This is a genomic window from Azohydromonas lata NBRC 102462 (assembly GCF_001571085.1).
In the GTDB taxonomy this organism is placed as follows: domain Bacteria; phylum Pseudomonadota; class Gammaproteobacteria; order Burkholderiales; family Burkholderiaceae_C; genus Azohydromonas; species Azohydromonas lata.
Window position 1 is genome coordinate 18,043 of record NZ_BCTC01000060.1, and the last position, 21,180, is coordinate 39,222.

The 21,180-nt window shown below is 69.4% G+C and carries 17 protein-coding genes and 1 pseudogene; 6 read left to right on the top strand and 12 right to left on the bottom strand.

Translation table 11 applies throughout. The annotated features are described in order from the left end of the window. Positions 1-31: 31 nt before the first annotated feature. From ALA01S_RS19500 to ALA01S_RS19510, 3 genes are all read left to right on the top strand, one after another. Positions 32-955 carry a hydroxyacid dehydrogenase gene (locus ALA01S_RS19500; RefSeq protein ID WP_174548640.1) on the top strand — a complete coding sequence of 308 codons (924 nt, stop codon included), beginning with the start codon at positions 32-34 and terminating at the stop codon, positions 953-955. Continuing rightward, positions 955-1,959, top strand: coding sequence for an Ldh family oxidoreductase (locus ALA01S_RS19505; RefSeq protein WP_066339816.1), 1,005 nt, complete (start codon positions 955-957; stop codon positions 1,957-1,959). Before ALA01S_RS19500 ends, ALA01S_RS19505 begins: the two co-directional genes overlap by 1 nt. A gap of 105 nt (positions 1,960-2,064) precedes the next feature. Next, the gene (locus ALA01S_RS19510) at positions 2,065-3,063 is read left to right on the top strand and encodes a Bug family tripartite tricarboxylate transporter substrate binding protein (RefSeq protein ID WP_238455860.1); all 999 of its coding nucleotides are present in this window, start codon (positions 2,065-2,067) and stop codon (positions 3,061-3,063) included. 427 nt (positions 3,064-3,490) lie between these two features. Here the strand turns inward: ALA01S_RS19510 and aldA are convergent, their stop codons facing one another. The 4 genes from aldA to ALA01S_RS19530 all read right to left on the bottom strand — a co-directional run bounded on the left by aldA (position 3,491) and on the right by ALA01S_RS19530 (position 7,903). Continuing rightward, positions 3,491-4,930: an aldehyde dehydrogenase gene (aldA, locus tag ALA01S_RS19515; protein WP_066339819.1), complete on the bottom strand. Its 1,440-nt coding sequence runs from the start codon at positions 4,928-4,930 to the stop codon at positions 3,491-3,493. Between the two features lie 42 nt (positions 4,931-4,972). Continuing rightward, on the bottom strand, positions 4,973-5,443 hold the full coding sequence (locus ALA01S_RS19520; RefSeq protein WP_066339822.1) for a DUF1097 domain-containing protein: 471 nt from the start codon (positions 5,441-5,443) through the stop codon (positions 4,973-4,975). A gap of 40 nt (positions 5,444-5,483) precedes the next feature. Then, positions 5,484-7,205, bottom strand: coding sequence for a methanol/ethanol family PQQ-dependent dehydrogenase (locus ALA01S_RS19525; protein WP_066339824.1), 1,722 nt, complete (start codon positions 7,203-7,205; stop codon positions 5,484-5,486). 74 nt (positions 7,206-7,279) lie between these two features. Then, complete coding sequence (locus tag ALA01S_RS19530; protein WP_084267731.1) at positions 7,280-7,903, bottom strand: QcrA and Rieske domain-containing protein; 624 nt, start codon at positions 7,901-7,903, stop codon at positions 7,280-7,282. Between the two features lie 401 nt (positions 7,904-8,304). Between ALA01S_RS19530 and ALA01S_RS19535 the strand changes: the two genes are divergently transcribed. Further along, positions 8,305-10,323 carry a sigma-54-dependent Fis family transcriptional regulator gene (locus ALA01S_RS19535; protein WP_066339826.1) on the top strand — a complete coding sequence of 673 codons (2,019 nt, stop codon included), beginning with the start codon at positions 8,305-8,307 and terminating at the stop codon, positions 10,321-10,323. 78 nt (positions 10,324-10,401) lie between these two features. Here the strand turns inward: ALA01S_RS19535 and ALA01S_RS19540 are convergent, their stop codons facing one another. Continuing rightward, positions 10,402-10,812 carry a carboxymuconolactone decarboxylase family protein gene (locus ALA01S_RS19540; RefSeq protein WP_066339829.1) on the bottom strand — a complete coding sequence of 137 codons (411 nt, stop codon included), beginning with the start codon at positions 10,810-10,812 and terminating at the stop codon, positions 10,402-10,404. Positions 10,813-10,906: 94 nt separating this feature from the next. On the opposite strand from ALA01S_RS19540, the gene ALA01S_RS19545 reads away from it, so the two are divergent. Continuing rightward, positions 10,907-11,818 (top strand): LysR family transcriptional regulator, encoded by a 912-nt coding sequence (locus ALA01S_RS19545; protein WP_066339832.1) that lies wholly within the window; start codon positions 10,907-10,909, stop codon positions 11,816-11,818. A 78-nt stretch (positions 11,819-11,896) separates the two neighbouring features. Here ALA01S_RS19545 and ALA01S_RS19550 read toward each other — a convergent pair whose 3' ends face one another. The 7 genes from ALA01S_RS19550 to ALA01S_RS33230 form a co-directional block, all read right to left on the bottom strand. Then, positions 11,897-13,060, bottom strand: coding sequence for a hypothetical protein (locus ALA01S_RS19550; protein WP_066339834.1), 1,164 nt, complete (start codon positions 13,058-13,060; stop codon positions 11,897-11,899). Between the two features lie 139 nt (positions 13,061-13,199). Further along, positions 13,200-13,922, bottom strand: coding sequence for a hypothetical protein (locus tag ALA01S_RS19555; protein ID WP_066339836.1), 723 nt, complete (start codon positions 13,920-13,922; stop codon positions 13,200-13,202). A gap of 100 nt (positions 13,923-14,022) precedes the next feature. Next, entirely contained in the window at positions 14,023-15,222 is a 1,200-nt protein-coding gene (locus ALA01S_RS19560) for an HlyD family type I secretion periplasmic adaptor subunit (RefSeq protein WP_084267729.1), read from the bottom strand. 6 nt (positions 15,223-15,228) lie between these two features. After that, a complete protein-coding gene (locus ALA01S_RS19565) occupies positions 15,229-17,448 on the bottom strand; it encodes an ATP-binding cassette domain-containing protein (RefSeq protein ID WP_084267730.1) in 2,220 nt (739 codons plus the stop codon). Beyond that, a complete protein-coding gene (locus tag ALA01S_RS19570) occupies positions 17,427-18,800 on the bottom strand; it encodes a TolC family protein (protein ID WP_066339842.1) in 1,374 nt (457 codons plus the stop codon). Before ALA01S_RS19570 ends, ALA01S_RS19565 begins: the two co-directional genes overlap by 22 nt. Then, a complete protein-coding gene (locus tag ALA01S_RS19575; protein WP_218011499.1) occupies positions 18,797-19,531 on the bottom strand; it encodes a response regulator transcription factor in 735 nt (244 codons plus the stop codon). The genes ALA01S_RS19570 and ALA01S_RS19575 overlap by 4 nt, the downstream gene beginning before the upstream one ends. 503 nt (positions 19,532-20,034) lie before the next feature. Continuing rightward, positions 20,035-20,253, bottom strand: a complete 219-nt coding sequence (locus tag ALA01S_RS33230) for a hypothetical protein (protein WP_157119126.1) — start codon at positions 20,251-20,253, stop codon at positions 20,035-20,037. Between ALA01S_RS33230 and ALA01S_RS34355 the strand changes: the two are divergent. Further along, positions 20,252-21,180: pseudogene (locus tag ALA01S_RS34355) on the top strand (hypothetical protein); the annotation flags it as partial. The gene ALA01S_RS33230 and the pseudogene ALA01S_RS34355 sit on opposite strands and share 2 nt — an antisense overlap.

Below are 21,180 nucleotides of genomic sequence, written 5' to 3' on the forward strand. Positions count from 1 at the left end.
TCCCGCCGCTGCTTGCGCCGTGGCGAAGCTCATGAACATCCTCATCTGTGAATTCATGGACGAGCGCGCCGTCGCTCGCCTGCAGGCGGCCCACCAGGTCGTTTACGACCCTGCCCTGGTGGACGATCCGGCGCGGTTGTGGCGCGAAGCGGCCCAAGCGCACGCCCTGGTGGTTCGCAACCGCACACAGGTTCGTGGCGAGCTGCTTGATGCGCTGCAGCGTTGCAAGGTGGTGGGCCGCCTGGGTGTGGGCCTGGACAACATCGACGTGCCGGGCTGCGAGGCGCGCGGCATCCAGGTCATGCCAGCCACCGGAGCCAATGCGCTGTCGGTGGCCGAGTACGTCATCACCAGCGCACTGGTGCTGCTGCGAGGAGCGTGGCTCAGCACACCAGCGGTGGCGGCCGGCAGTTGGCCGCGCGCTGCGCTGTCCGGCGGACGCGAGCTTGCCGGCAAGACACTGGGCCTGGTGGGCTTCGGCTCCATCGGCCAGCTCACGGCCCGCCTGGCTCAGGCGCTGGGCATGAACGTGGTGGCCCACGACGCCCTGATGGGCGAGCAGCACCCGGCCTTCAACGGCACCGGCGTGCGCAGCGTGGGCCTGGACGAGCTGGTGGGCACGGCGGACGTCGTGAGCCTGCACGTGCCCCTGGTCGAGTCAACGCGCGGCCTGTTCGACGCGCGGCGCATTGCCTCCATGAAGCGCGGAGCCGTGCTGGTCAACACCGCGCGCGGTGGTGTGGTGGACGAAGCCGCCCTGGCCGACGCACTCCGGGCGGGCCACCTCGGGGGCGCGGCGCTGGACGTGTTCGCCACCGAGCCCTTGCCCGCGGCGGCGTACTTCCAGGACTGCCCCAACCTGCTGCTGACGCCGCACATCGCGGGCGTCTCGGCCGAATCCAACGAGCGGGTGTCGTTCCTGATCGCCGACAAGCTGCTGGAGGTGCTGTCCTGATGGCCACGACTTTAAGTTTGGAGGAGGCGCGCCATCTGGCGGCCCAAGCGCTGGAGCGCGCCGGCGCCAACCCGCGCATGGCTGCTGCCACCGCGCGCGCCCTGGTGCTGGCCGAGGCTCAGGGCCTGGGATCGCACGGGCTCTCGCGCGTGGCGCAATACGCGACGCACCTGCGCAACGGCCGCGTCGACGGAAGCGCCGAGCCGCGGCTGCTGAAGGGCCGGGGCGCAACGGCCTTGGTGGATGCTCAGGATGGCCTGGCCTTCCCCGCCTGTGAGCTCGCCGTGGCCGAGGCGATGGCCCGCGCCCGCGATTTTGGCGTGGCCTTTGCCGGCGTCACGCGCAGCCACCACGGCGGCGTGATGGTGGACCACCTGCGCCCGGTGGCCGAGGCCGGTTTGGTGGGGCTGGCCTTCGCCAACTCGCCCGCGGCCATGCCCGCCGCGGGCGGACGCCACCCCATCTTCGGCACCAACCCGCTGGCTGCGGCCTTCGCCCGCCGGGGCCAGGATGCGCTGCTGGTGGACTTGAGCCTGTCCGAGGTGGCGCGCGGCAAGCTGATGCTCGCGGCCAAGGAGGGCCGCTCCATTCCACCGGGCTGGGCGCTGGACAAGGACGGCCGGCCCACCACCGACCCGAAGGCGGGGTTGGAAGGTTCGATGCTGGCCATCGGGGCCGTGAGCAGCCCAAAGGGCGCGATGCTGGCGCTGGTGGTGGAGCTGCTCGTGACCGCGCTCATAGGCGCCAACTACGGCTTCGAGGCCTCCAGCTTCTTCGTTGACGAAGGCAACCGCCCTCGCATCGGCCAAGCCTTCCTGGTCATCGACCCCGGCGCCTTGGCTGGGGCCGACAGCTACCTCGACCGTGTCGAAGTGCTCGTCCACGAAATGCTCGCCGACGAGGGCGTGCGGCTGCCGGGAGCGCGGCGCGAGGACTTGCGCCGGCGCGCCCAGGCACAAGGCATCGCCGTCACGGATGCCGTGCTGGAGACGCTCAGGCGCTGAACACCCGCGCAGTGAAAGCAAGACAGACGAAAGGACAAGCGCGGTACCGATCCAGTTCCCAACCCGACCCGCCCGCTGGGCGGGCCCTCGATGGAGGAGACATCCATGGACGAACAGACCTTGAACATGAGGCGTCGTCGAATGCTTGGCATGACCCTGGCGCTCACCGGTGCGGGGATGCCCCTGCCCGGCTGGAGCCAGGGCGGCGAGTTCCCCAAGCCTGGCACGCCCATCCGCTACGTGGTGCCCTTCCCGCCTGGCGGGCTCACCGACGTGATGGCGCGCGCGGTGGGCCAGCAGCTCGGCGAGCGCTGGAAGACCACGGTCGTGGTGGACAACCGCGCCGGCGGCGGCGGGCAGATCGGTGCCGACACGGTGGCCAAGGCCCCTGCCGATGGCCACACGCTGCTGGCCATCACGCTCACGCACGCGGTGAACTACTCGCTGTTTCCGGGCGCCAGCTACAACTTCGTGCAGGACCTGCGCCCGGTGGCCCTGCTGGCAGCTTCGCCCATGCTGGTGGTGGTTGCGGCGTCCAGCCAGATCAAGAGCTTCAAGGACCTGATGGAAGCGTCGAAAGGGCGCCAGCTCAACGGCGGCTCCAGCGGCAATGGCACGCCACCCCACCTGACGCTGGCGCTGTTCAACCAGCTCAACAAGTCCGCCATCCAGCACGTGCCCTACAAGGGCGGCACGCCCTGCATCCAGGACCTGATGGGCAACCAGCTTGACGTGGTGTTCTCCAACTTCCCGGAGTCGGTGGCGCACGTGAAGTCCGGCAAGCTGCGCGCGCTGGCCCTCTGCAGCGCGGCGCGCAATGCGCTGGTGCCTGACGTGCCGACCACCGCGGAGCTTGGCCTGGCCGAGCTTCAGGTCGAGAACTGGACCGGCATCATGGCACCGGCGCGCACGGCCGATGCCGTGGTGGACAAGCTCTCGGCCGAGGTGGTGCGCATCATGCGCACGGCCGACATCGAGGAGCGGGCCCGGACGCAGGGCTTCCGCGTGGACGCGCGCGACGCCCAGGCCTTTGCGCCCTACCTCAAGGCCGAGGTCGAGCGCTGGGGCCGCCTGGTGAAGACGGCCAACATCACGTCGCTGTAGGTACACGCCGGACCCGGAATGCGCGCAAGCGGTGCCTTGAACGCCGCTTTGTCGGCGCGGCAGCCCCTGCAGCCGCCGTCTGTGGCCACGACGTGCAGGCATTGAGCGCGTTGCCGGCACCGGAGCAGTGGCATGGGCAGCGGGCCAAGCCGTGGGGCGCCATGACGTAGCGCCACTAGCAACATACGCGGTGCGTTTGCACGCTTGTTGAAAACAGGCCCCCTCTCCTGAATTTCCTTTCACGGCCTACTCACATCACCTTCAAGTGGAGCAACGCAGACGAGGACGGGAAATAGTGGTCAACAGGCAACGCGTATGTTGTGATAAAGCGGACACCGTGAAAGACGATGCGCCCGCCGCAGGCGGTCGTTGTGGATGCGGCGCGGCGGACGGTGCGAGTGCACGCACCGTCCGCCGGCACCAAGCCTCAGCCGTGCTGCATGTACACGACGTGCGTTTCGGTGAACTCGTACAGGCCGTGCTTGCCGTCGGCACCGCCAATACCGGACTTGCGGCGCCCGGCATGGAAGCCCTGCATGGCTTCGAAATGTTCCCGGTTGACGTAGGTCTCGCCGAACTGCAGCTCGCGGCAAGCCTTCATGGCGTGCGACAGGTCACGGGTGAAGATGGACGAGGTCAAGCCGTATTCCGAGTCATTGGCCAGCGCAATGGCCTCGTCCAGGCCTTCAACGACCTGCACCGGCAGCACCGGGCCGAAAATCTCCTTGCGCATGATCTCCATGTCGCCGCGGCAACCCGCAAGCACCGTGGGCTCGTAGTGGAAGCCCGTGTCACGCTGCGCGCGGCGCCCGCCCTGCACCACCACGGCGCCTTCGGCGCGCGCGCGCTCCACCAGGCCCGCCACCTTGTCCAGCCCGGCTTGGCTGACCAGCGGGCCCATGTGCACGCCCGGCTCGGCGATCGGGTCGCCGTAGGTGGTGTCGGCCATCAGGCGCGCGATGCGGCTGGTGAGCTCGTCGGCCACCTGCCGCTGCACGTACACCCGCTCGGCGCAATTGCAGACCTGCCCGGTGTTGATGACGCGCGACGCGTGGATGGCGCGCGCGGCAAGCTCCAGGTCCGCGTCGGCCAGGACGATGGCCGGCGCCTTGCCGCCCAGCTCCAGGTTGACGCGCGTGAGGTTGCGCGCCGCGGTGGCCATGATGCGGCTGCCGGTCTCGACGCTGCCGGTGAAGGAAACGATGCCGACGTCGCGGTGCCCGGCCAGGTGCGCGCCGGCCACCGCGCCCGTGCCGCCCACGAGGTTGAAGACGCCCGCGGGCAGATCGGTCTGCGCAGCCAGGCGCGCGAACTCGAAGGCATTGATGGGCGTGAGCTCGCTGGGCTTGATGACGATGGTGTTGCCCGTCACCAGCGCCGGCGCCATCTTGCGGGCGATGAGGAACAGCGGGAAGTTCCACGGCAGTATCCCCGCGGCCACGCCCACTGGCTTGCGCAGCATGAAAATGCTCTCGCCGGGGCGGTCGCTCTCCAGCACTTCGCCCTCGATACGGCGCGCCCACTCGGCCATGTAGTCCAGGTAGTCGGCCGTGAAGTCCACCTCCACGCGGGCCAGCGACAGCACCTTGCCCTGCTCGCAGGTCAGCGTGCGGGCCATCATCTCCTTGTGCTCCCGCAGCTTGGCGGCGATGTCGCGCAGATGCCGCGCCCGCTGCACCGCGGGCAGCCGCGCCCACGCGGGCTGCGCCTTGCGCGCCGCCTCCACGGCCTGGTCCACCACCCAGGCCGGGGCATCGGGCGTTTGCGCCAGCAACTCGTGCGTGGCCGGATTGCGCACATCCATGAGTGCGCCGCCCGTGTTGGCGAGGAACTCGCCGTTGATGTAGTTGCGGTATTCGTTGATCATGGTCTTCAACCTTTCACGTGAGAGAAATGAGCGGCCCTGCACTCAGGCCGCCGGGCGTGCGAAGCGCTTGCCCATGAGTTCGGAGGCGAAGCCAAAGGCCACGCCGGCCAGCCAGGTGACGGACACGAGCAGCACCGTCTCGTCCACCTTGGCGCCTGCACCGAAGAAGGACGCGGCGCCCAGGAACGCCGCGGGCGTGTACGCCAGCATCGGGATGTCGGCCATGGCCACCAGGACGAAGGCCAGCAGCGCCACCAGGCCCATCAGCCAGGGCAGGCCGCCGCCCAGTGCGGCAACGGCGGCCATGGTGGCGGCCGTGAGCAGCACCCCGGCCAGGCCGCCGGCCACGGCCTTGAGCGCGCCGCCGGCCCCGCCTCCAGCCGCGAAGAACGCGGCCCAGGCCACGAAGCCAATCCATGGGTTGAAGCGCAGCCCAGGCTGCCCAATGCTCAGGTAGACCCACAGCGCCACCAGCGTGGCGATGCTCAGTGCCAAGGCATGCAGAAGCTTCATGTCGTGTCTCCTTGTGTCGTATGTACCGTGAGTGGGCGCATCACCTGCCCAGCTTGAACACCATCACCGTGCCGCCCTGCGGCACCGTGGTCTTGTGCTTGAGCACGGCGTTGAAGGCGCCCTGCATGCGCTCCGCGTCCACCCCCCAGCCGGCCTGCACGGCGATGTACTGCTCGCCGTCCACCTCGAAGGACGAGGGCACGCCCGTCACGCCGGAGCTCGCCGGGAACTCCCACAGCATCTGCCCGGTCGTGGCGTTGAAGGCGCGGAACATGCGGTCGTTGGTGCCGCCGCCAAACACCAGGTTGCCTCCGGTGGCCATGAGCGGGCCCCAGTTCATCTCGGGATACTTGTGGGTCCAGACGTTCTTCTTGGCGCCCACGTTCCAGGCCTGCACCTCGCCGATGTGCTGGCGCGAGGCGTCGGTCATGCGCACGTTGGTGAGGATGTTGTCCAGCGACACGCCGATGTAGAGCTCGCCCTTGCGGTAGTTGACGGCCTCGCCCTTGAGCTCGGAGCACAGGTTGTTGTTGGCCGGCACGTAGAGCATGCCGGTCTTGGGGCTGTAGGCCTCGGGAAACCAGTCCTTGCCGCCCCACAGCGACGGGCAGAACGACACCGTCTTGCCCGTGCCCGGGCGCTTGTCCTCGCGATAGGTCGGACGGCCGGTGCGCGGGTCCACGGAGGCGAACACGTCCTGCTTGACGTAGGGCCAGGCGTCGACGAAGTTGATGCGGTCGCTGGTGCGTTCCAGGTGCCACAGGTAGCCGTTGCGCCCGGCATGCACCAGCGACTTCACCTTCTTGCCATTGCGCTCCACGTCGATGAGCAGCGGCGCCGACACCTCGTCCCAGTCCCAGGCGTCGTTCCAGTGGTACTGGTGGTAGCCCTTGAGGGCGCCGGTGTCTATGTCCAGCGCCAGCGTGGAGTTCGCGTAGAGGTTGTCGCCCTGGCGCGTGTCCGGCATCCAGGGTGCGGCGTTGCCGGTGCCCCAGTAGGACAGCCTGGTCTCAGGATCGTAGGTGCCCGTGATCCACACCGATGCACCGCCGTTCTTGTAGGTCTCGCCCGGCCAGGAGTCGCCGCCGGGCTCGCCGGGCGCGGGCACGGTGTAGGTGCGCCACACCTCCTTGCCGGTCTCGCCGTCCAGCGCCACGATGTAGCCGCGCACGCCGTACTCGCCGCCCGAGACGCCCACCACCACCTTGCCATTGGCCGCCAGGGGCGCCAGCGTGGAGTAGTAGCCCGCCTTCCAGTCGCCGATGGGTTGCTTCCACAACTCCTTGCCGCTCACCGGGTCCAGGGCCACCACCATGGCGTCGGTGGTGGCGAAGTAGAGCTTGTCCTTGTAGAGCGCCACGCCGCGGTTGGTCGGGTGCAGTTGCTGCAGCTCCTCCGGGATGGGCTTCTTGTAGCGCCACAGCTCGCGCCCGGATTTCGCCTCGAAGGCGATCACCTGGTTGTTCGGCGTGGAGATGTACATGTAGCCGTTGTTGACGATGGGCGGCGCCTGGTGCCCCTCGCTCATGCCTGTGACGTAGGACCACGCCAGCGTCAGCTTGCCGACGTTGCGGTCGTTGATCTTGTCCAGCGGGCTGTAGCCCCAGCCCGCGTAGTTGCCGCGGTACATGAGCCAGTTGGCGGGCTCGGGATTGGCCATCCGCGCGTCCGTGACCGGCTCGTAGGGCTTGAGCTGGGCCTGCGCGGCGGCCGGCAGCAGCGCGGCCACGCAGGCGGCACGAAGAAGGGTGTTCAGTTTCATGGCGTCTCCTGTGAAAAGTTGTTTTGCTTGCATCAAGACCGCGGCAAGGCGCCGCGGTGTCCAGGCGCGGGCGCTCAGCCCGCTGCCTTGGCGCCCAGTGAAGTGCTGAATGGGCTGGCCACGGTGAGCAGCCCGCCATCAAGCTTCAAGGGCAGGTTGGGCAGGCCGCGCGAGGCGGGTCCGGCCACCACCTGGCCCAGCCGTGCGGGGTCGAAGCGAGAGAAGTGGCAAAAGCACAGCAGTGCCTTCTCGGCCTCGTTCCATTCGCTGACGTCGCAACCCTGGTGCGTGCACACGGCCGAGAAGGCCAGCACGCCGTCGGCGGCGCGCGAGCGCGCGGCGTCGTCCAGCCCAGCCGGGTCCAGCTTCACGAGCAGGACCTTGTTGAGGCGCGACCCGTCGCGCACCACGCCGGCGGCCGCATCGAAGGGAAACACCTGCAGCGGCTTGGCGCCGGGCTTGACGTCGGAGGCCACGAGCGGCCGGGGCGGCTCGTCGCCGGCGGCCAGCACCAGCCGGTCACCGGGCGCGGGCCGTTGCGAAGCGGGCTCGTCGGCCCGCGCCGGGCTCACACCGACCGTGGCCAGGCCGGCACCCAAGCAGGCGCAGGCGCCGCGGCGCAAGGCGTCGCGCCGTGCCGGGTCGGGCTCGCCGACGCGCACGGACGCCGGGCTGGTGATGAGTCGTTGCTGCTTCATGGTCATGCTCAGGAACTGCGTTGGAGGCAGCCCCTTTGCGCAAGGCCCATGCCACGGCCCGGCAGCGTCCGCCAATCAGCCGCTCAAGGCATTTTTTCCTTGAACATCAATGGGTTGCACGGGCATCTCGGGGTTTGCGCCAATGTTGCGCGGGCGGTGTACACCTGATGCGCGGCCGCACTGGGCCGGCTACAGGTGATGCGTGCCCCCTACGCCGCAAGCCCTGTGCAGCCTTGCCGACTGCGGGCCGATACCGACACGCCGGCGCCGCCGTCTCGCATACAGTGCGCGGTTCGCGACGCGGCCCCGGGCCCCGCAGTCCGCGATGCGGGGCAGGCGCCGCCTCGTCACGCGTGGCGCCTGGCAGGCCGTTGCGACACCCCGAACCCGAAGGAGTTGCCGTGTCGAATTCCTCCGACCTGCATGTTGATCGCGTACTGCGTGCCGCCAGCGGCGTGGTGCCCTCCAGCGATACGCCTGACAGCTTGATCCACCGCTCCTGGCACCGCTGCTACCACCAGCACGGCCTGGACCCGGCCGACTGCTTCGACCCTTGCGTGGAAAGCGCCTCCCGCGTGCGCACCTCGCGCGAGCGCATGGAGGAGTACCTGCAGGTCGCCCGCAGCGGCATGGAGCAGTTGTTCAAGCACGTGGTCGACCTGGGCTACGTGCTGCTGCTCACGGACGCCGAGGGCATCACCATCGATTACATAGGCAACGACACCTGGGCCCGCGACGCGCAGCGCTTCGGCCTGTACCTGGGCGCCAACTGGCAGGAGCACATTGCCGGCACCAACGGCATAGGCACCTGCATACAGGAGCAGACGGCCCTGACCTGCCACAGCGCGGACCACTTCTATGCCAACAACACTGGCCTGAGCTGCAGCACCACGCCGCTGTTCCACCCGGACGGCCGGCTCATGGGCGTGCTCGACGTTTCGGCGCAGGCGCAAAGCGATGCCCGTGAAAGCCAGCACCTGGCGCTGCACCTCACGCGGCTGTACGGCCGCATGATCGAGGACGCCACGTTCATGCGCCATTTCCGCGACCGCTGGATCCTGCGCCTGGCCACCAATTGGGCGCTGGTGGACGTGACCGGCGACATGCTGCTGGCCTTCGACGCGGACGGCGTGCTGCTGGGCGCCAGCGCCGCGGCCCGGCAGTGGCTGCGCGCGCTGCCGCCGCGCCGCGGTGCCGATGCGGTGGTTGGGCGCCATCTCATGGATCTGTTCGACTGCACCATGGACGACATCTGGCGCCTGGCCCGCGCGCCGGATGCGATGGAGCGTTCGCTGCTCTCGCTGGTGGACCAGCGCAGCTACTTCAGCAGCGTGATCGTGCCGCGCGTGCGTGCCGTGGGCGACGGCCCCTTGCGGGAAGCGGCCGAACCCGCCGCGTCCGTCCCCGTGGGTGCCGCGCTGCGCCGCCTGGCCGGCGAGGACCGCAAGATGCGCGCCCTGCAGCACCAGGCGCAGCGCCTGGCCAACCGGCGCATCAACATCCTCATCCAGGGCGAGACGGGCAGCGGCAAGGAGGTCTTCGCCAGGGCGCTGCACGAGTCGAGCGAGCGCCGCCACAAGCCTTTCGTGGCCGTGAACTGCGCGGCCATTCCCGAGTCGCTGATCGAGAGCGAGCTGTTCGGCTACACCGCCGGCACGTTCACGGGTGCACGCAGCCGGGGCATGAAGGGCCTGATCGTGCAGGCGCACGGCGGCACGCTTTTCCTGGACGAGATCGGCGACATGCCGCTGCACCTGCAGACGCGGCTGCTGCGCGTGCTTTCCGAGCACGAGGTGTTGCCCTTGGGCGCCGAGCAGCCCGTGCGGGTGGAGTTGACGGTGGTTGCGGCGTCGCACCGTGACCTGCGCCAGGCCATTGCGGCAGGCACTTTCCGCGAGGACCTGTACTACCGGCTTTGCGGCGCCACGTTGCTGCTGCCCAGCCTGCGTGAGCGGCAGGACCTGGACTACCTCATCCACCTGATCCTGGAGGAGGAGGCCCGCGAGGCCGGTGTGCCCGCCGCGATCTCTGACGAGGCGATGGCCCTGCTGCGCCGCTGCCCATGGCCCGGCAACATCAGGCAGTTGCGCAACGCCCTGCGCTACGGCCTGGCGCTGTGCGACGAGGCGGGCATCCTCACCGAGCACCTTCCGCCGGAAATCGGCGCCGGCATGCCGCACGCTGCGCCCACCTTGCAGGCCCCGCCGGCCGCGCCCATGGCCGATCGGCCGGCACCGCCGCCCGCCATGGCTGCGGCGCGTCCACCGGAAGCGGAGCGCCTGCAGGCGCTGCTGCACGCCCACCGCTGGAACATCACGGCCGTGGCTGCAAAGACGGGGCAGTGCCGCACGACCATCTACAGGCAGATGAAGCGTTTCGGCATCGTCTCCCCCGTGGACGCAGGCAACACGCCGCATTGACGCTTCGCGGCGGTTCCAGGCAACAGGCACGCGCACCGTGCCGCTTTGCGAAGAGCGCCACCCTGCCCTGCGCGGTGCTCATGGCAAAGGCAAGGCGATGCCGTGGGCCAGAAAGACTTCCCGGACCACGGCCAGGCCGTTGAGCGCGGCAGGAAAGCCGGCATAGACCGCCATCTGCATCACGGTCTCCACGATCTGGGCCGGGCTGCATCCCACGTGCAGCGCGGCGTGTATGTGCACGCGCAACTGCGGCGCGGCGTTGCCCAGGGCGGTCAGCGCCGCCACCGTGGCGATCTCGCGCTCGCGCAGGCCCAATGAACGCCGCGCGTAGATGTCTCCAAAGGGAAACTCCACCAGGTAGCGGGCGAAGTCAGGAAACGACTCCGCCAAATCCTGGACCACGGCCACGCCCTGCGGGCCGTCCACGCGCTGCAGGCATTCCAGTCCCTGCTGGTACCGGTCGGCGTGCGGCAAATGTTCAGGCGTCATCTCAGCGTCCTTTCCAGTGGTTGACAGCGAGGTCACGGACTCTGCTCCCGCGGGCCACGTAAGAGAATTGCTGTTTCGCTGATACCGGATGCGTATGAATGGCCCACTCGACTCTCGTGCCCTGCGCCTGTTCGTCGCGGTGGCATGGACATTGAATTTCCGGCAAGCCGCCGAGATGCTGCACCTGTCACAGCCGCCCTTGAGCCGCGCGATTCGCGAACTGGAGCAGCGCTTGGGCGTCGGCCTCTTCGAACGCAACACCCGCTCGGTGGCCTTGACCGCCGCGGGCGCGCTGCTGCTGCCGCGGGCGGAGCACATCCTGCGGCTGCTGGATGAGGCGCACACGGCGGTGACGGCAGCCCACGGTGCAACGACCCTGCGCATCGGCCTGACCACGGCCCTCGAACCGCCCTGGTTCGACGGACTGGGCGAGCGGTTGCAGGCGCAATGGCCCCAGGCTCATGTCGAGTTGTGCTTCGCCAGCTCGCCGCAGTTGGTGCGCCAAGTGCGCAGCGGACGGCTGCAAGCCGCCTTCATCGCGCTGCCGACGGAGTCTCAAGGGCTGCAGGTCGAGGAGCTGGAGCGCTACGCGCTGTACGCCGCCCTGCCCTGCGCCCACCCGCTGGCCCGCCACAAGCGTCTCAGGCTGGCCCAGCTCTCACAGCAGACCTTGTTTTGGTTCGAACGCCGCCGCCAACCTGCGTTCCATGACCACTGCCAAGCGGTGTTCAAACGCAGCGGACTGCAGGCGCGCCAGTGGTTGACGGAGGCGATGGAGCACCATGTGCTGCTGGCCGAGGTGGCGGCGGGCAAGGGCATCGCACTGCTGCCCTCGACCTTCCGCGCACTGCGCCGCCAGGGCGTGGCGTACCGGCCCCTGGCTGAAGGCCTGGAGCTGTCGGTCGGCATCGGCCTGTGCCTGCCGCCCACAGGCAGCGCGCTGCGCGGGCCCCTGCGCAGCGCCAGCGGCTTGCCCCAGTCTCGCCTCACCCAATCGGAAACGTGATGGCCGACAGCCGGCGTGCCCGAACAGGAACAGCGTGGATGTCGGCTGCTTGCCGGCTACTTGTCAGCGGCTTACCGGCTATGCCGCAGGCTGTGCCGGTGCCATTCGTGCCCGGCGGCGCGTGGCCACCTCGCGCAAGCCCTCCTGCATCAGCCGTGTGACCAGTGCGGGATACGCCCAGGGCACGTCGTGCGCAGAACCCGTCAGGAAAGGCGAGCGGGGATCACGCACCCATTCGCGTGGGAACAGGGCTATTTCCTGTGCCGAAGGCGGCGTCTCAAGCTGCGGCGCCATCCCGGAGTGGCTGAGGGAGTCAACGAAGGCACCAATCAGGTCCACGCCGGCCAGATGCCCCAGGTGCAGCCAGGCAACCGCCCTGGGGTTGCACTCCAGTACAAAAGCACGACCGCTGGCGTCGTCGATCATGAAGTCCAACGAAAAGTAGCCATCGATGCGCCAGTGCGCGGCCAGTTTCTCGCAAGCCAGCTTCATATCCTCATGTGCGACGGCACGCACGCGGGTTGCCGGCCCGGTGGCGGGATGCTGCTCGGTCTTGAGCAACGACAGGCCCGCAACCACGCGCCCACCCTGCGCCAGGCAGGCGCGCATCGCCATTTGCCCTTGGATCAACGCTTGCGCGATCAAGGGACGTCCGGTGCCTTGCAAACGTTCGAATGCCGCATCGAACTCTGACCGCGACGACACCAACTCCACGCCCGTGCCGGCGAAGGTGGATTCAAGTTTGAGCGCGCAACGCCACTGCTGCTTTTCCGCCCAGTCGCGCAGCGTCTCGTCATGGCCCGGATGCCATGCTTCAGGCTGCAGCACGACGTCGCCCAGCGCCACCAGCGCCTTGCGCCGCCCGCGCAGCGCCAGCGTCTCAAGATCGCCCAGGGACTCTCGCAGCACCGCCTCGAAGGGCTTGAGCACGGGGCGTTGCCGCTGCCAAAGCTGCGCCAGCAGCAGCACGGCCTGATCGTCCAGAGGGACGACGCGCTGCGGCTCGAATTGCTGCAGCGCCGCCAGCAGCCCGGTCCAGTTGTCACCGCGCCGGTGGGTCAGCCGCAAGGCCAAGCTGAGTACCTCCAGCGTGGAGCCTTCGGGATGCCAAGCGGCACAAGCCACGCCGCGCTCCATCACCGACAGCACCAAGCGTTCCGGGCCAACCCAGGACTGCATTTGCACGAAAAGCACCCGAGGGCGCTGCCGCGCCGTGCTGCCGCTTTGCGTGGTGGTCACCATTGGAGGTTTCATTGGGCAAGCTCTTGCAAGTCGATTGCTGGTGGGCCCGATTCAAGGCTGTGGCCTGGCGCCTGGCCCGCTGCCGCTAAGGAAAGGTGCCGCTCGCTCGGAGCAGGCAACGCCCGGCCAATCCTGCGTATCAGAACTCGTGAGCCCCGGTGTGGGAGAGTTTATGGCGCAAGCAGGCGAAGACATGGCCGCCCAGGTCGCGCCAGCGGCGGCAGAAGGCGTAGTCCTCGGACAGGTAGCGCCGCGTTTCGGGCTCGATCATCGTTTCGAACAGGCCCACGCAGTGCTCGGCCTGCACGGTGCGCATGTAACCAGCCACGTCGTTGACGTAGCCCAGCTCGGCGCGGTAGTGGTCGCGCATGCGCTCCAGCACGTGGCGCTGGATCAGCAGGAAGCCTGTGCCCAGCGCGTGCACCTCCTGCCAGCCCGAAGGCAGCCCCGCGGGCTGCTGCTCGGTGCGCAGAACGGTGTAGTTCATGGCCCGCGTGCGCAGCGCCGCGGGCTTGAGCGGCAGGCCGTCCGGGCCCGTCGTTGTGGCCAGGTGCGGCACGCGGTCCCACTGGTAGCCCTTGGTCGGGTAGGGCGTGCCGCACACGTCGTAGCCCGACTCGATGAGGTCCAGCAGCGCGCGCGGCTGCCAGCCGATGTCGGCGTCGATGAACATCAGCGCGTCGCAGTTGGAGGCCAGGAACAGCGCCGTGAGGTTGTTGCGCGCACGGGTGATCAGCGATTCGTTGCTGAAGGTGGAAAGCACCATCGAATGCCCGGCGTCGCGTAGCGCGTCTTGCGAGGACAGCAGCGATTTCAGGTAGGACTCGTTGACGACCCTGCCGTAGCAAGGCGTGCAGATCATGATGCGGCTCAAAGGGATACTCCACTGGCCCGTTGTGGCCGGGCTCGACAGGAAGGGAAGGTGCGCAGCCCCGGCGGCGCCGGGACACGGCTTTGGGGGCTCAGCGTTCGCCGAAGGCTTCGGAGAACGTCTTGATGACCGGCTTGAGCAGGAACTCCAGCACGGTGCGGCGCCCGGTGCGGATATCGATGGTGGTGGTCATGCCGGGGATGACGTCCAGGCTGCGCCCGGTGTGCGTGGCCGCCGGCGAGGCCGTGACGACGTGCACGCGGTAGTACGTGCTGCCCGGGGCATCGGGGCGCTGCCCCTCCTCGCGCATGCTGTCGGCGCTGACGTAGCTGACCTGGCCCGGCACGGCGCCGTAGACGGTGTAGTCGTAGGCGTCGAACTTGATCATGCTTTCAAGCCCCGGATGCACCAGCGCGATGTCGCGCGGCGCCACCTTGGCCTCCACGATCATGCGGTCGTCCAGCGGCACGATGCTCAGCAGCTCGTCACCGGGCTTGAGCACGGCCCCCAGCGTCGTGAAGCGCACGTTCTTCACGATGCCGTCCATGGGTGCGACGACGACGATGTTGTCGAGCTGGCGCTTGCGTTGCGTGTTCTGCTCCTGGATCTGCTCCAGCTCGTCGCGGGTCTTGGTCAGCTCGGCGTTGACATCCTGCACGAACTGGTTGCGCCGGCTGTCCATGCGCGCCTGGGCTTCGGCGAGCTGGCGCGTGGCGCGCAGCAGCTCCACGCGGTTGGAGTCGCCGTCGGCCAGCAGCTTTTCCGTGATCTGCAGCTCCTCGCGCGCGGTGCGCACGATGCCGCCTAGCGTGGCCAGGTCGGTGTGCAGGTTGGCGCGCCGGCCGGCCAGCAGGCTGTTCTGGTCGCGCATGATCTCCGGGTAGCGGCGCACTTCGGCCGGGTAGTTCACCGTCGCCGCGTTGTCCAGCTCGGCGCGCAGCCGTGCCGTGGTGGCCAGCAGCGAGGCGCGCTTGGCCTGCGTGGCGTCGAGCTCGGAGCGGGTGCGGGTCTCGTCGAAGCGCGCCAGCACCTGGCCCTTGCGCACGCGGTCGCCCTCGGCCACGCCCAACTGGATGAGCACGCCGCCATCCACCGACTGGATCACCTGCACGCGGCGGCTGGCGATGACGGTGGCCTGTGCGCGCACCACCTGGTCCACCTGCGAGACGCTGGCCCAGGCGACCAGGCCGCCCAGCGTGGCCGCGACCAGCCAGATCAGCACGGAGCCGCCGAGCGGCCCGCCGCGCCGTGCAGGCAGGCCCATGGGAGCGGGAATGGTGTTGTCTTTCATGGTCTCTCAGGAATTGACTGTCGCGACGCCGTCTGCCGCGGCGGGGGCTGCTTGCGCTTGCGCTTGTGCCTGCGCCGGCCGCTGGCCCGCGCGCAGCCGGTACACGAGCGCATCGCGGTCGCCGTCGCCGACGACGCGGCCGCGCTGCATGAGGATGGCGCGGCGGCACAGGCTCGCGGCCGCGGGGCGGTGCGTGGCGATCACCAGCACGTCGCGCTCGCCAAGCTGCCGCTCGATGGCCTGGTACATGCGCTGCTCCGTCGCGGGGTCCAGCGCGCTGCTGGGCTCGTCGAGCAGCCACACGCGCGGGCGCCGCGCCATGGCGCGCGCCACGCCGCAGAGCTGGCGCTGGCCCACGGACAGCCCGCTTCCGCCTTCGGCGATGGGACGGTCCAGGCCGCGCGGGTGGTCGGCCAGCATCGCGTCGAGGCCCAGTGCGTGCACGGCGTCCAGCAGCCGCTGGTCTTCCACCACGCTGCCCAGGCACAGGTTCTCGCGCAGCGAGCCGCGGAACATCTGCACTTCCTGCGGCAGCAACGCCACGGCGCGGCGCAGCGCGTCCGGCTCCAGCAGCGCCAGGTCGTAGCCGCCCAGGAGCACGCGGCCCGCCGAGGGCCGGTACAGCCCGGCGAGCAGGCGCAGCAGCGTGGACTTGCCCGACCCCGGGGGGCCCACCAGGACGACGCGGTCGCCTTCGGCCAGGGTGAGGTTGTCGATGTCGATCTGCGGCACCGGCGCCTCGCCGTAGCCAAAGCGCACCCCTTCCAGGCGCAGCTCCGCACCCAGCTGCTGCGGGCGCAACAACTGCACGCCCGGGTCGCGCTCGGCGGGCAGGCTCAGCACCGCGTTGACGGCCTTGAGCGCCAGCGTTGCCGCGTGGGCCTGCGTCAAGAGGTGAATGCCTGCGGCAATGGGCCCAACCACGCGGCTGCCCAGCATGGTGATGGCGGTGAGGCCCCCCACGGTGAGGCTGCCGTCCTGGATCAGGTACACGCCGCACACCACCACGCCCAGGTAGGACGTGCTGGAGAGGCTGGCCGCGATGGAGCCGGTCAGCGCGTTGGTGGCGCGCTGGCGCCGCGCATGCTCGGAGATGTCGTGCGTGAGCGCGCGCCAGCGCTCGGCAAAGCGCCATCCCGCGCCCAGCGCCTTGAGCGTCTCGCTGCCGGCGATGGCTTCCACCAGCACGCCGTTGCGGTGGTGCATGCTGACTTGCTGCTGCGCGGTCAGGCGCCTCACGCGGGCCTGCGCCAGCAGGCCTACCACCAGCGCCACGGCCGCCGCCGCCACGTAGATCCACGCCACCGGGCCCGCGATGCACGCGATGACCACGATGAAGATCAGCGCAAAGGGAATCTCCGCCAGCGTGAACAGCACGCTGGAGGTGAAGAAGGCGCGCGTGGACTCCAGCCCGCCCACCTGCGCCGCCAGCGTGCCCACCGCGCGCGGGCGCGCATCCAGCCGCACGTCGCCCAGCACGCGGAACACCTCCGACGACACTTCCTCGTCGATTTCGCAGGCAATGCGGTCGAGCATGCGCGCACGCACCACGCGCAGCGCGAAGTCGAAGACCAGCAGCACGCCGACGATGCCCACCAGTGCCCACAGCGTGGACAGCGCGAACGACGGGACGACGCGGTCATAGACCTGCTGCGAGAACAGCCCGGTGGCCACCGCCAGCACGCTGGTGAGCAGCGAGGCCAGCGCGATTTCCGACAGCAGCCGCCGGCGCTGGCGCAGCGCGTTCCACAGCAGCGCACGCGCGGGCTGCGCGTCGTCGTCGGCCGGCGCCGCGGCGACGGTGCGCGGGCGCAGCCACACGGCCAGCGCGTCGGCGATCTCGGCCCGGGGCAGCTCGCGCAGCTCGCCCGCGCCGGAGTCCAGCACCACGTGCTCGCCGCGCTGCTCCAGCAGCACCCAGCTCATGCCCTCATGCTCGATGAGCAGCGGCAGGTGGCGCGGCTCCAGCGTGCGCCCGCGCGCCGAGGCCAGCTCGAAGTTGAACAAGCCCAGCTTGCCCAGCGCGCCGTCGAGCTGGCGCAGCGTCTCGCGGCCCTGGCCGAAGCTCGGCGTGCCGGCGGCCTGCAAGGCGTGGTGCACGGCCTCCCGCTCGACGCCGTGGCCCAGCAGGCCCAGCAGCCGCTGCAGCGCCGCCGCTGCCACGGCGGCAGGCGCCGCTGCGGCTGCCGAGGCGGGGGCGGCGTTCAGGGCGTGGTTTCTATCCATGAAGACAATGCTCCGGTGTTGCCCATGAGATGCAGGGCGCTTTGCGCGTGCTGCGTGCGGGCGCGCGACAGCGCCACACGGGTGTCCAGCACCTCGCGGAAGGTGTTGAGAACCTCGATCCAGCTGCGCCGGCCTGCTTCGAACTGGCGCATGTAGGAGTCGGCCGTGAACTGCAGCGACTCGATCTGCGGCTGCAGCTCGGCGATCTGGCGCTCGGCCGACTGCTGGTCGGTGAGATGGGTGCGCGCGCGCTGGCGCACGTCGAGCTCGGCCACACGCACCTGGTCCTGTGCGGCCTCGATGCGGCTTTGCGCCGCCTTGACGGAGGAGAAGGCGGCCAGGCCGGCCTCGGGCGTGAAGCTCAAGGCCAGCATGACGCGGTTGTCGCTCGGCACGGAAACGCCGGCGGACACGTTTTGCTGCCGCTCCAGCCGCAGCGACAGCCGCGGCATGGACTCGCCGCGGCGCACCGCTGCCGCCGCGCGTGCGGCCTCCACTTCGGCGCTGCGCTGGGCCACCACGTTGGAGCGGCTGAGGTACTCGGCTTCCGCCGTGTCGGCGCCGGGCAGTGCCACGCCCGGAACTTCCAGCATCAGCGGCTCGCCCGCGACGCTGCCGGCCACCAAGGTTTGCAGGTCCGAGCGCGCACGCTCGGACTCGGCCAGCAATTGCTCGCGCTGCACCGAGGTGGACGCCAGGCGGGCCTGCGCCACCGAGATGTCCGAGCGCGCCGCGGCACCGGCCGCCTCGCGCCGCTTGACGTAGGCCAGCAGCCGTTCGAACACCGTGCGGCCTTCGGCGGCGATGCGCAGCCGCTCCTGGGCGCCGGACCAGGCCAGGTAGGCCACCGCGGTCTGCTCCACGATGCCGCGGCGCGCTTCCGTCTCGCCCAACTGCGCCGAGCGCTCCTGCGCCTGCGCCTGGTTGATGGCGCCGTCGATGCGGCCGCCGGCCCACAGGGGCTGGTCCAGCCGCAGCAGCCGCGAGTCCGAGCGCGCCTGCGAGGAAAACACGCCCGGCGCAATCTCGGCGGAAAGGGTCGGGTAGCGGCCCCATTCGGCCGTCTCGCGCAGGTAGCCGGCAGTGACGCGGTCGGCACCCGCCGCGGCCACCGTCGGGCTGTGGGCCAGGGCATCGGCCACGGCGGCGCGCAGCGTGTAGGTCGGCACGGCGGCCAGGCTGGTGGCGGTGACGGTGACCTGCACGGGCGCTTGGGCCGCAGGCGCGCCGGCGGGCTCCTGGGCCAGCGCGGCGGCGCAGGCGGCCACGGCCGCGGCGGCCATCAGCCGCCCCAGGCCGGTGGCGCGTGACGAAGGCGTGCGCCGCCGGGCGCAGGACATCGTGCGCGTCATGCGGGCATTCCTTCCAGCAGCGATGCAGGCACGCGGCCCAGGGCTGCGTGCGCCACGGCCGCCTCCGCATCCCGCGCGATGAGGTGCAGGCGGTTGCGGGCATTGAGCGCGCGCAGCACCGCCGCTGCGTGCAGCTTCACCGTGCCGGGCGCCAGGTCCATGCGCTGGGCGATCTCCTTGTTGCTCAAGCCGTGGCGCATCAGCGCCATGACCTCGCGCTGGCGCGGGCTCAGCGCCTTGGTCTGGGGCTGGGCTTCTCGCGTTTGCCCACGATGGAGCAAGGCATTCTGAAGAGCCTGCTGCAGCACCATCAGCGGTGCGCGAACGCTGACCTCGTGCTGGCCCACCGGCTCGCCGGGCACCAGTCGCAGCCGCGCCGTGCCCGGGTCCAGCCACGCCGGCGCGGCCGCGAAGACGGCCGCGGTGTCCAGCACCAGCAAGTCCAGACCGTCCCGGAACAGCGCCGCGCAACGCCCGGCCCCGTTCGGGGTGGCCACCACCACGCGCCCGGCCAGTTGCAACTGCGTGCCCAGCATGTGCGCCAAGCCGGCCCCCAGCAGCGCGCTGTCCGTCACCAGCAAGATCTGCACGGACCGCATGGCCTCTCCCGTGGCACGGCCATCGCCCAGGCTGAAGACGCCAACCCGGCCGTCCGCCGTGGGCACGGCGGCGTCGGACACCGAGCCGTCACGCATGCCTTGGGGCCTCGGATCGGAGAATTGAAATTTCATGGGTCTGTTTGTGGTCAATAACAGTCCAAGCTGGCATCGGACCAAATCCAGCTTTTCCTAAGCAAGGGCGCCTGCAATGATTCTTCATCGCGCAACGCCCGTGTTTTCAGCGTTTGCGTATCGCTCCAGGCATTTTCAGGTGCGACACGATGCGATGGTTGGCGTTTGCCCCGAACGCAGTTTTGTTAAGCAGGTATCCGGGAATTGCTTCACGCAGGATACATTTTGTTAAGGCGGCATCATTGCTGCGCCAAGCATGGAGTGTGTATAGATTGTGAACTCGGAACTCGGGGTAAACCAGTATTCCGAGATATTGACCGTTCTGGCGCGCCAGCGAGTGCGTCCTGCAGCCAGCGCCTTACTCCTAGGGAAAACACCGAACGCACTGCAAGCCGGAGTGTTTCTGGACTGTGGCGGTGCCGGCAATTTCGTGAATTAGCCACATTTGTTCTTTTGTTGATTCAAATTCTGGCGGCTTCAGCCGATGTTGCGCTGATCCGATCTCAATCACCAGGTGATTTTGAAGCGGAGAAAAGCGTCATGAATGTGGCCTTGTTTTCGGGTTTGCCGTCGAACTCGCGGGCCATTTGGCTATGCCTCTGGGCATATTGCCAGCGGCAAAGTGCTTGTCGATCATGACGTGAATTTCCATGGGCTCCGCCCCGTAGCCGCCGTCCGAATACTTCTGGCGATTGTTCGCCCAATCTGAAAAGCAGTGACATGAACCAATCCGATGCTTCCCGCAGTGCTGTGAACAAGCCTCGCACCCTTTCCAATGCCAAGGGGCGTCGCGCTGGCGAGGCGCTTGCCGATGAGCTCGACGCTGCCGGTGTAGGACTTCCGGCAGACCCGGTCGAAGCGGAAGTGCCGCTGCAGGGCGACGCCCAAGCGGTAGAGCAGCTGGCGGAAGAAGCCGCGGACGCTGCGGATGCAGAAGGCACCGCAGCGGGCGAATCCGCCGATACGACCGTCGTGGCCCAGGCCGAGGCCGTCGGCGCGGCAGGCGCTGAGGGCGCGGGCGCGGGTGCGGGTGCCGGTGCCGGCGCAGCGGGTTCGGCCGGTGCGGCAGGCGCCGGTGGCGCGGCGGGTGCGGGTGCCGCCGGTGCCGCGGGCGCGGCCGGCGCAGCGGGTGCAGCCGGTGCCGTGGGCGTGGCCAGCGTCACCGCCCTGGGCGTGGGCGCATTGACCGTGCCGGCCGCCGTCGTGGGAGCAGCCAGCGTTGCAGGCGCAGCCGGCGTGGCCGCGGCAGCCGGCAACAGCAGCAGCACCCCTCCTGCGCCCAGCCAGCCGGTGGCGCCCACGACGACGGTCAGCGGCATCCACATCAGCAACGACAACGGCTCCTCGGCGTCGGATTTCCTCACCAATGCCGCGGCGCAGACCATCACGGCCCAGCTCAGCACGGCGTTGACCGCGGGCCAGGATCTGTGGGGTTCGCTGGACAACGGCGCGACGTGGGTCAAGGTCACCGACAAGGTGTCGGGCACGACCGTGAACTGGACCGGCGCGACGCTGCTTGAAGGCAGCACGGCCATCGTGTTCCAGGTTCGCAGCGAAGGCGGCACGGGCCCGACGGCCCACCAGACCTACACCCTGGACACGCAGCTGGCCGCCGCGCAGGTGGCGCTGACCACCGACAGCGGCAGCAG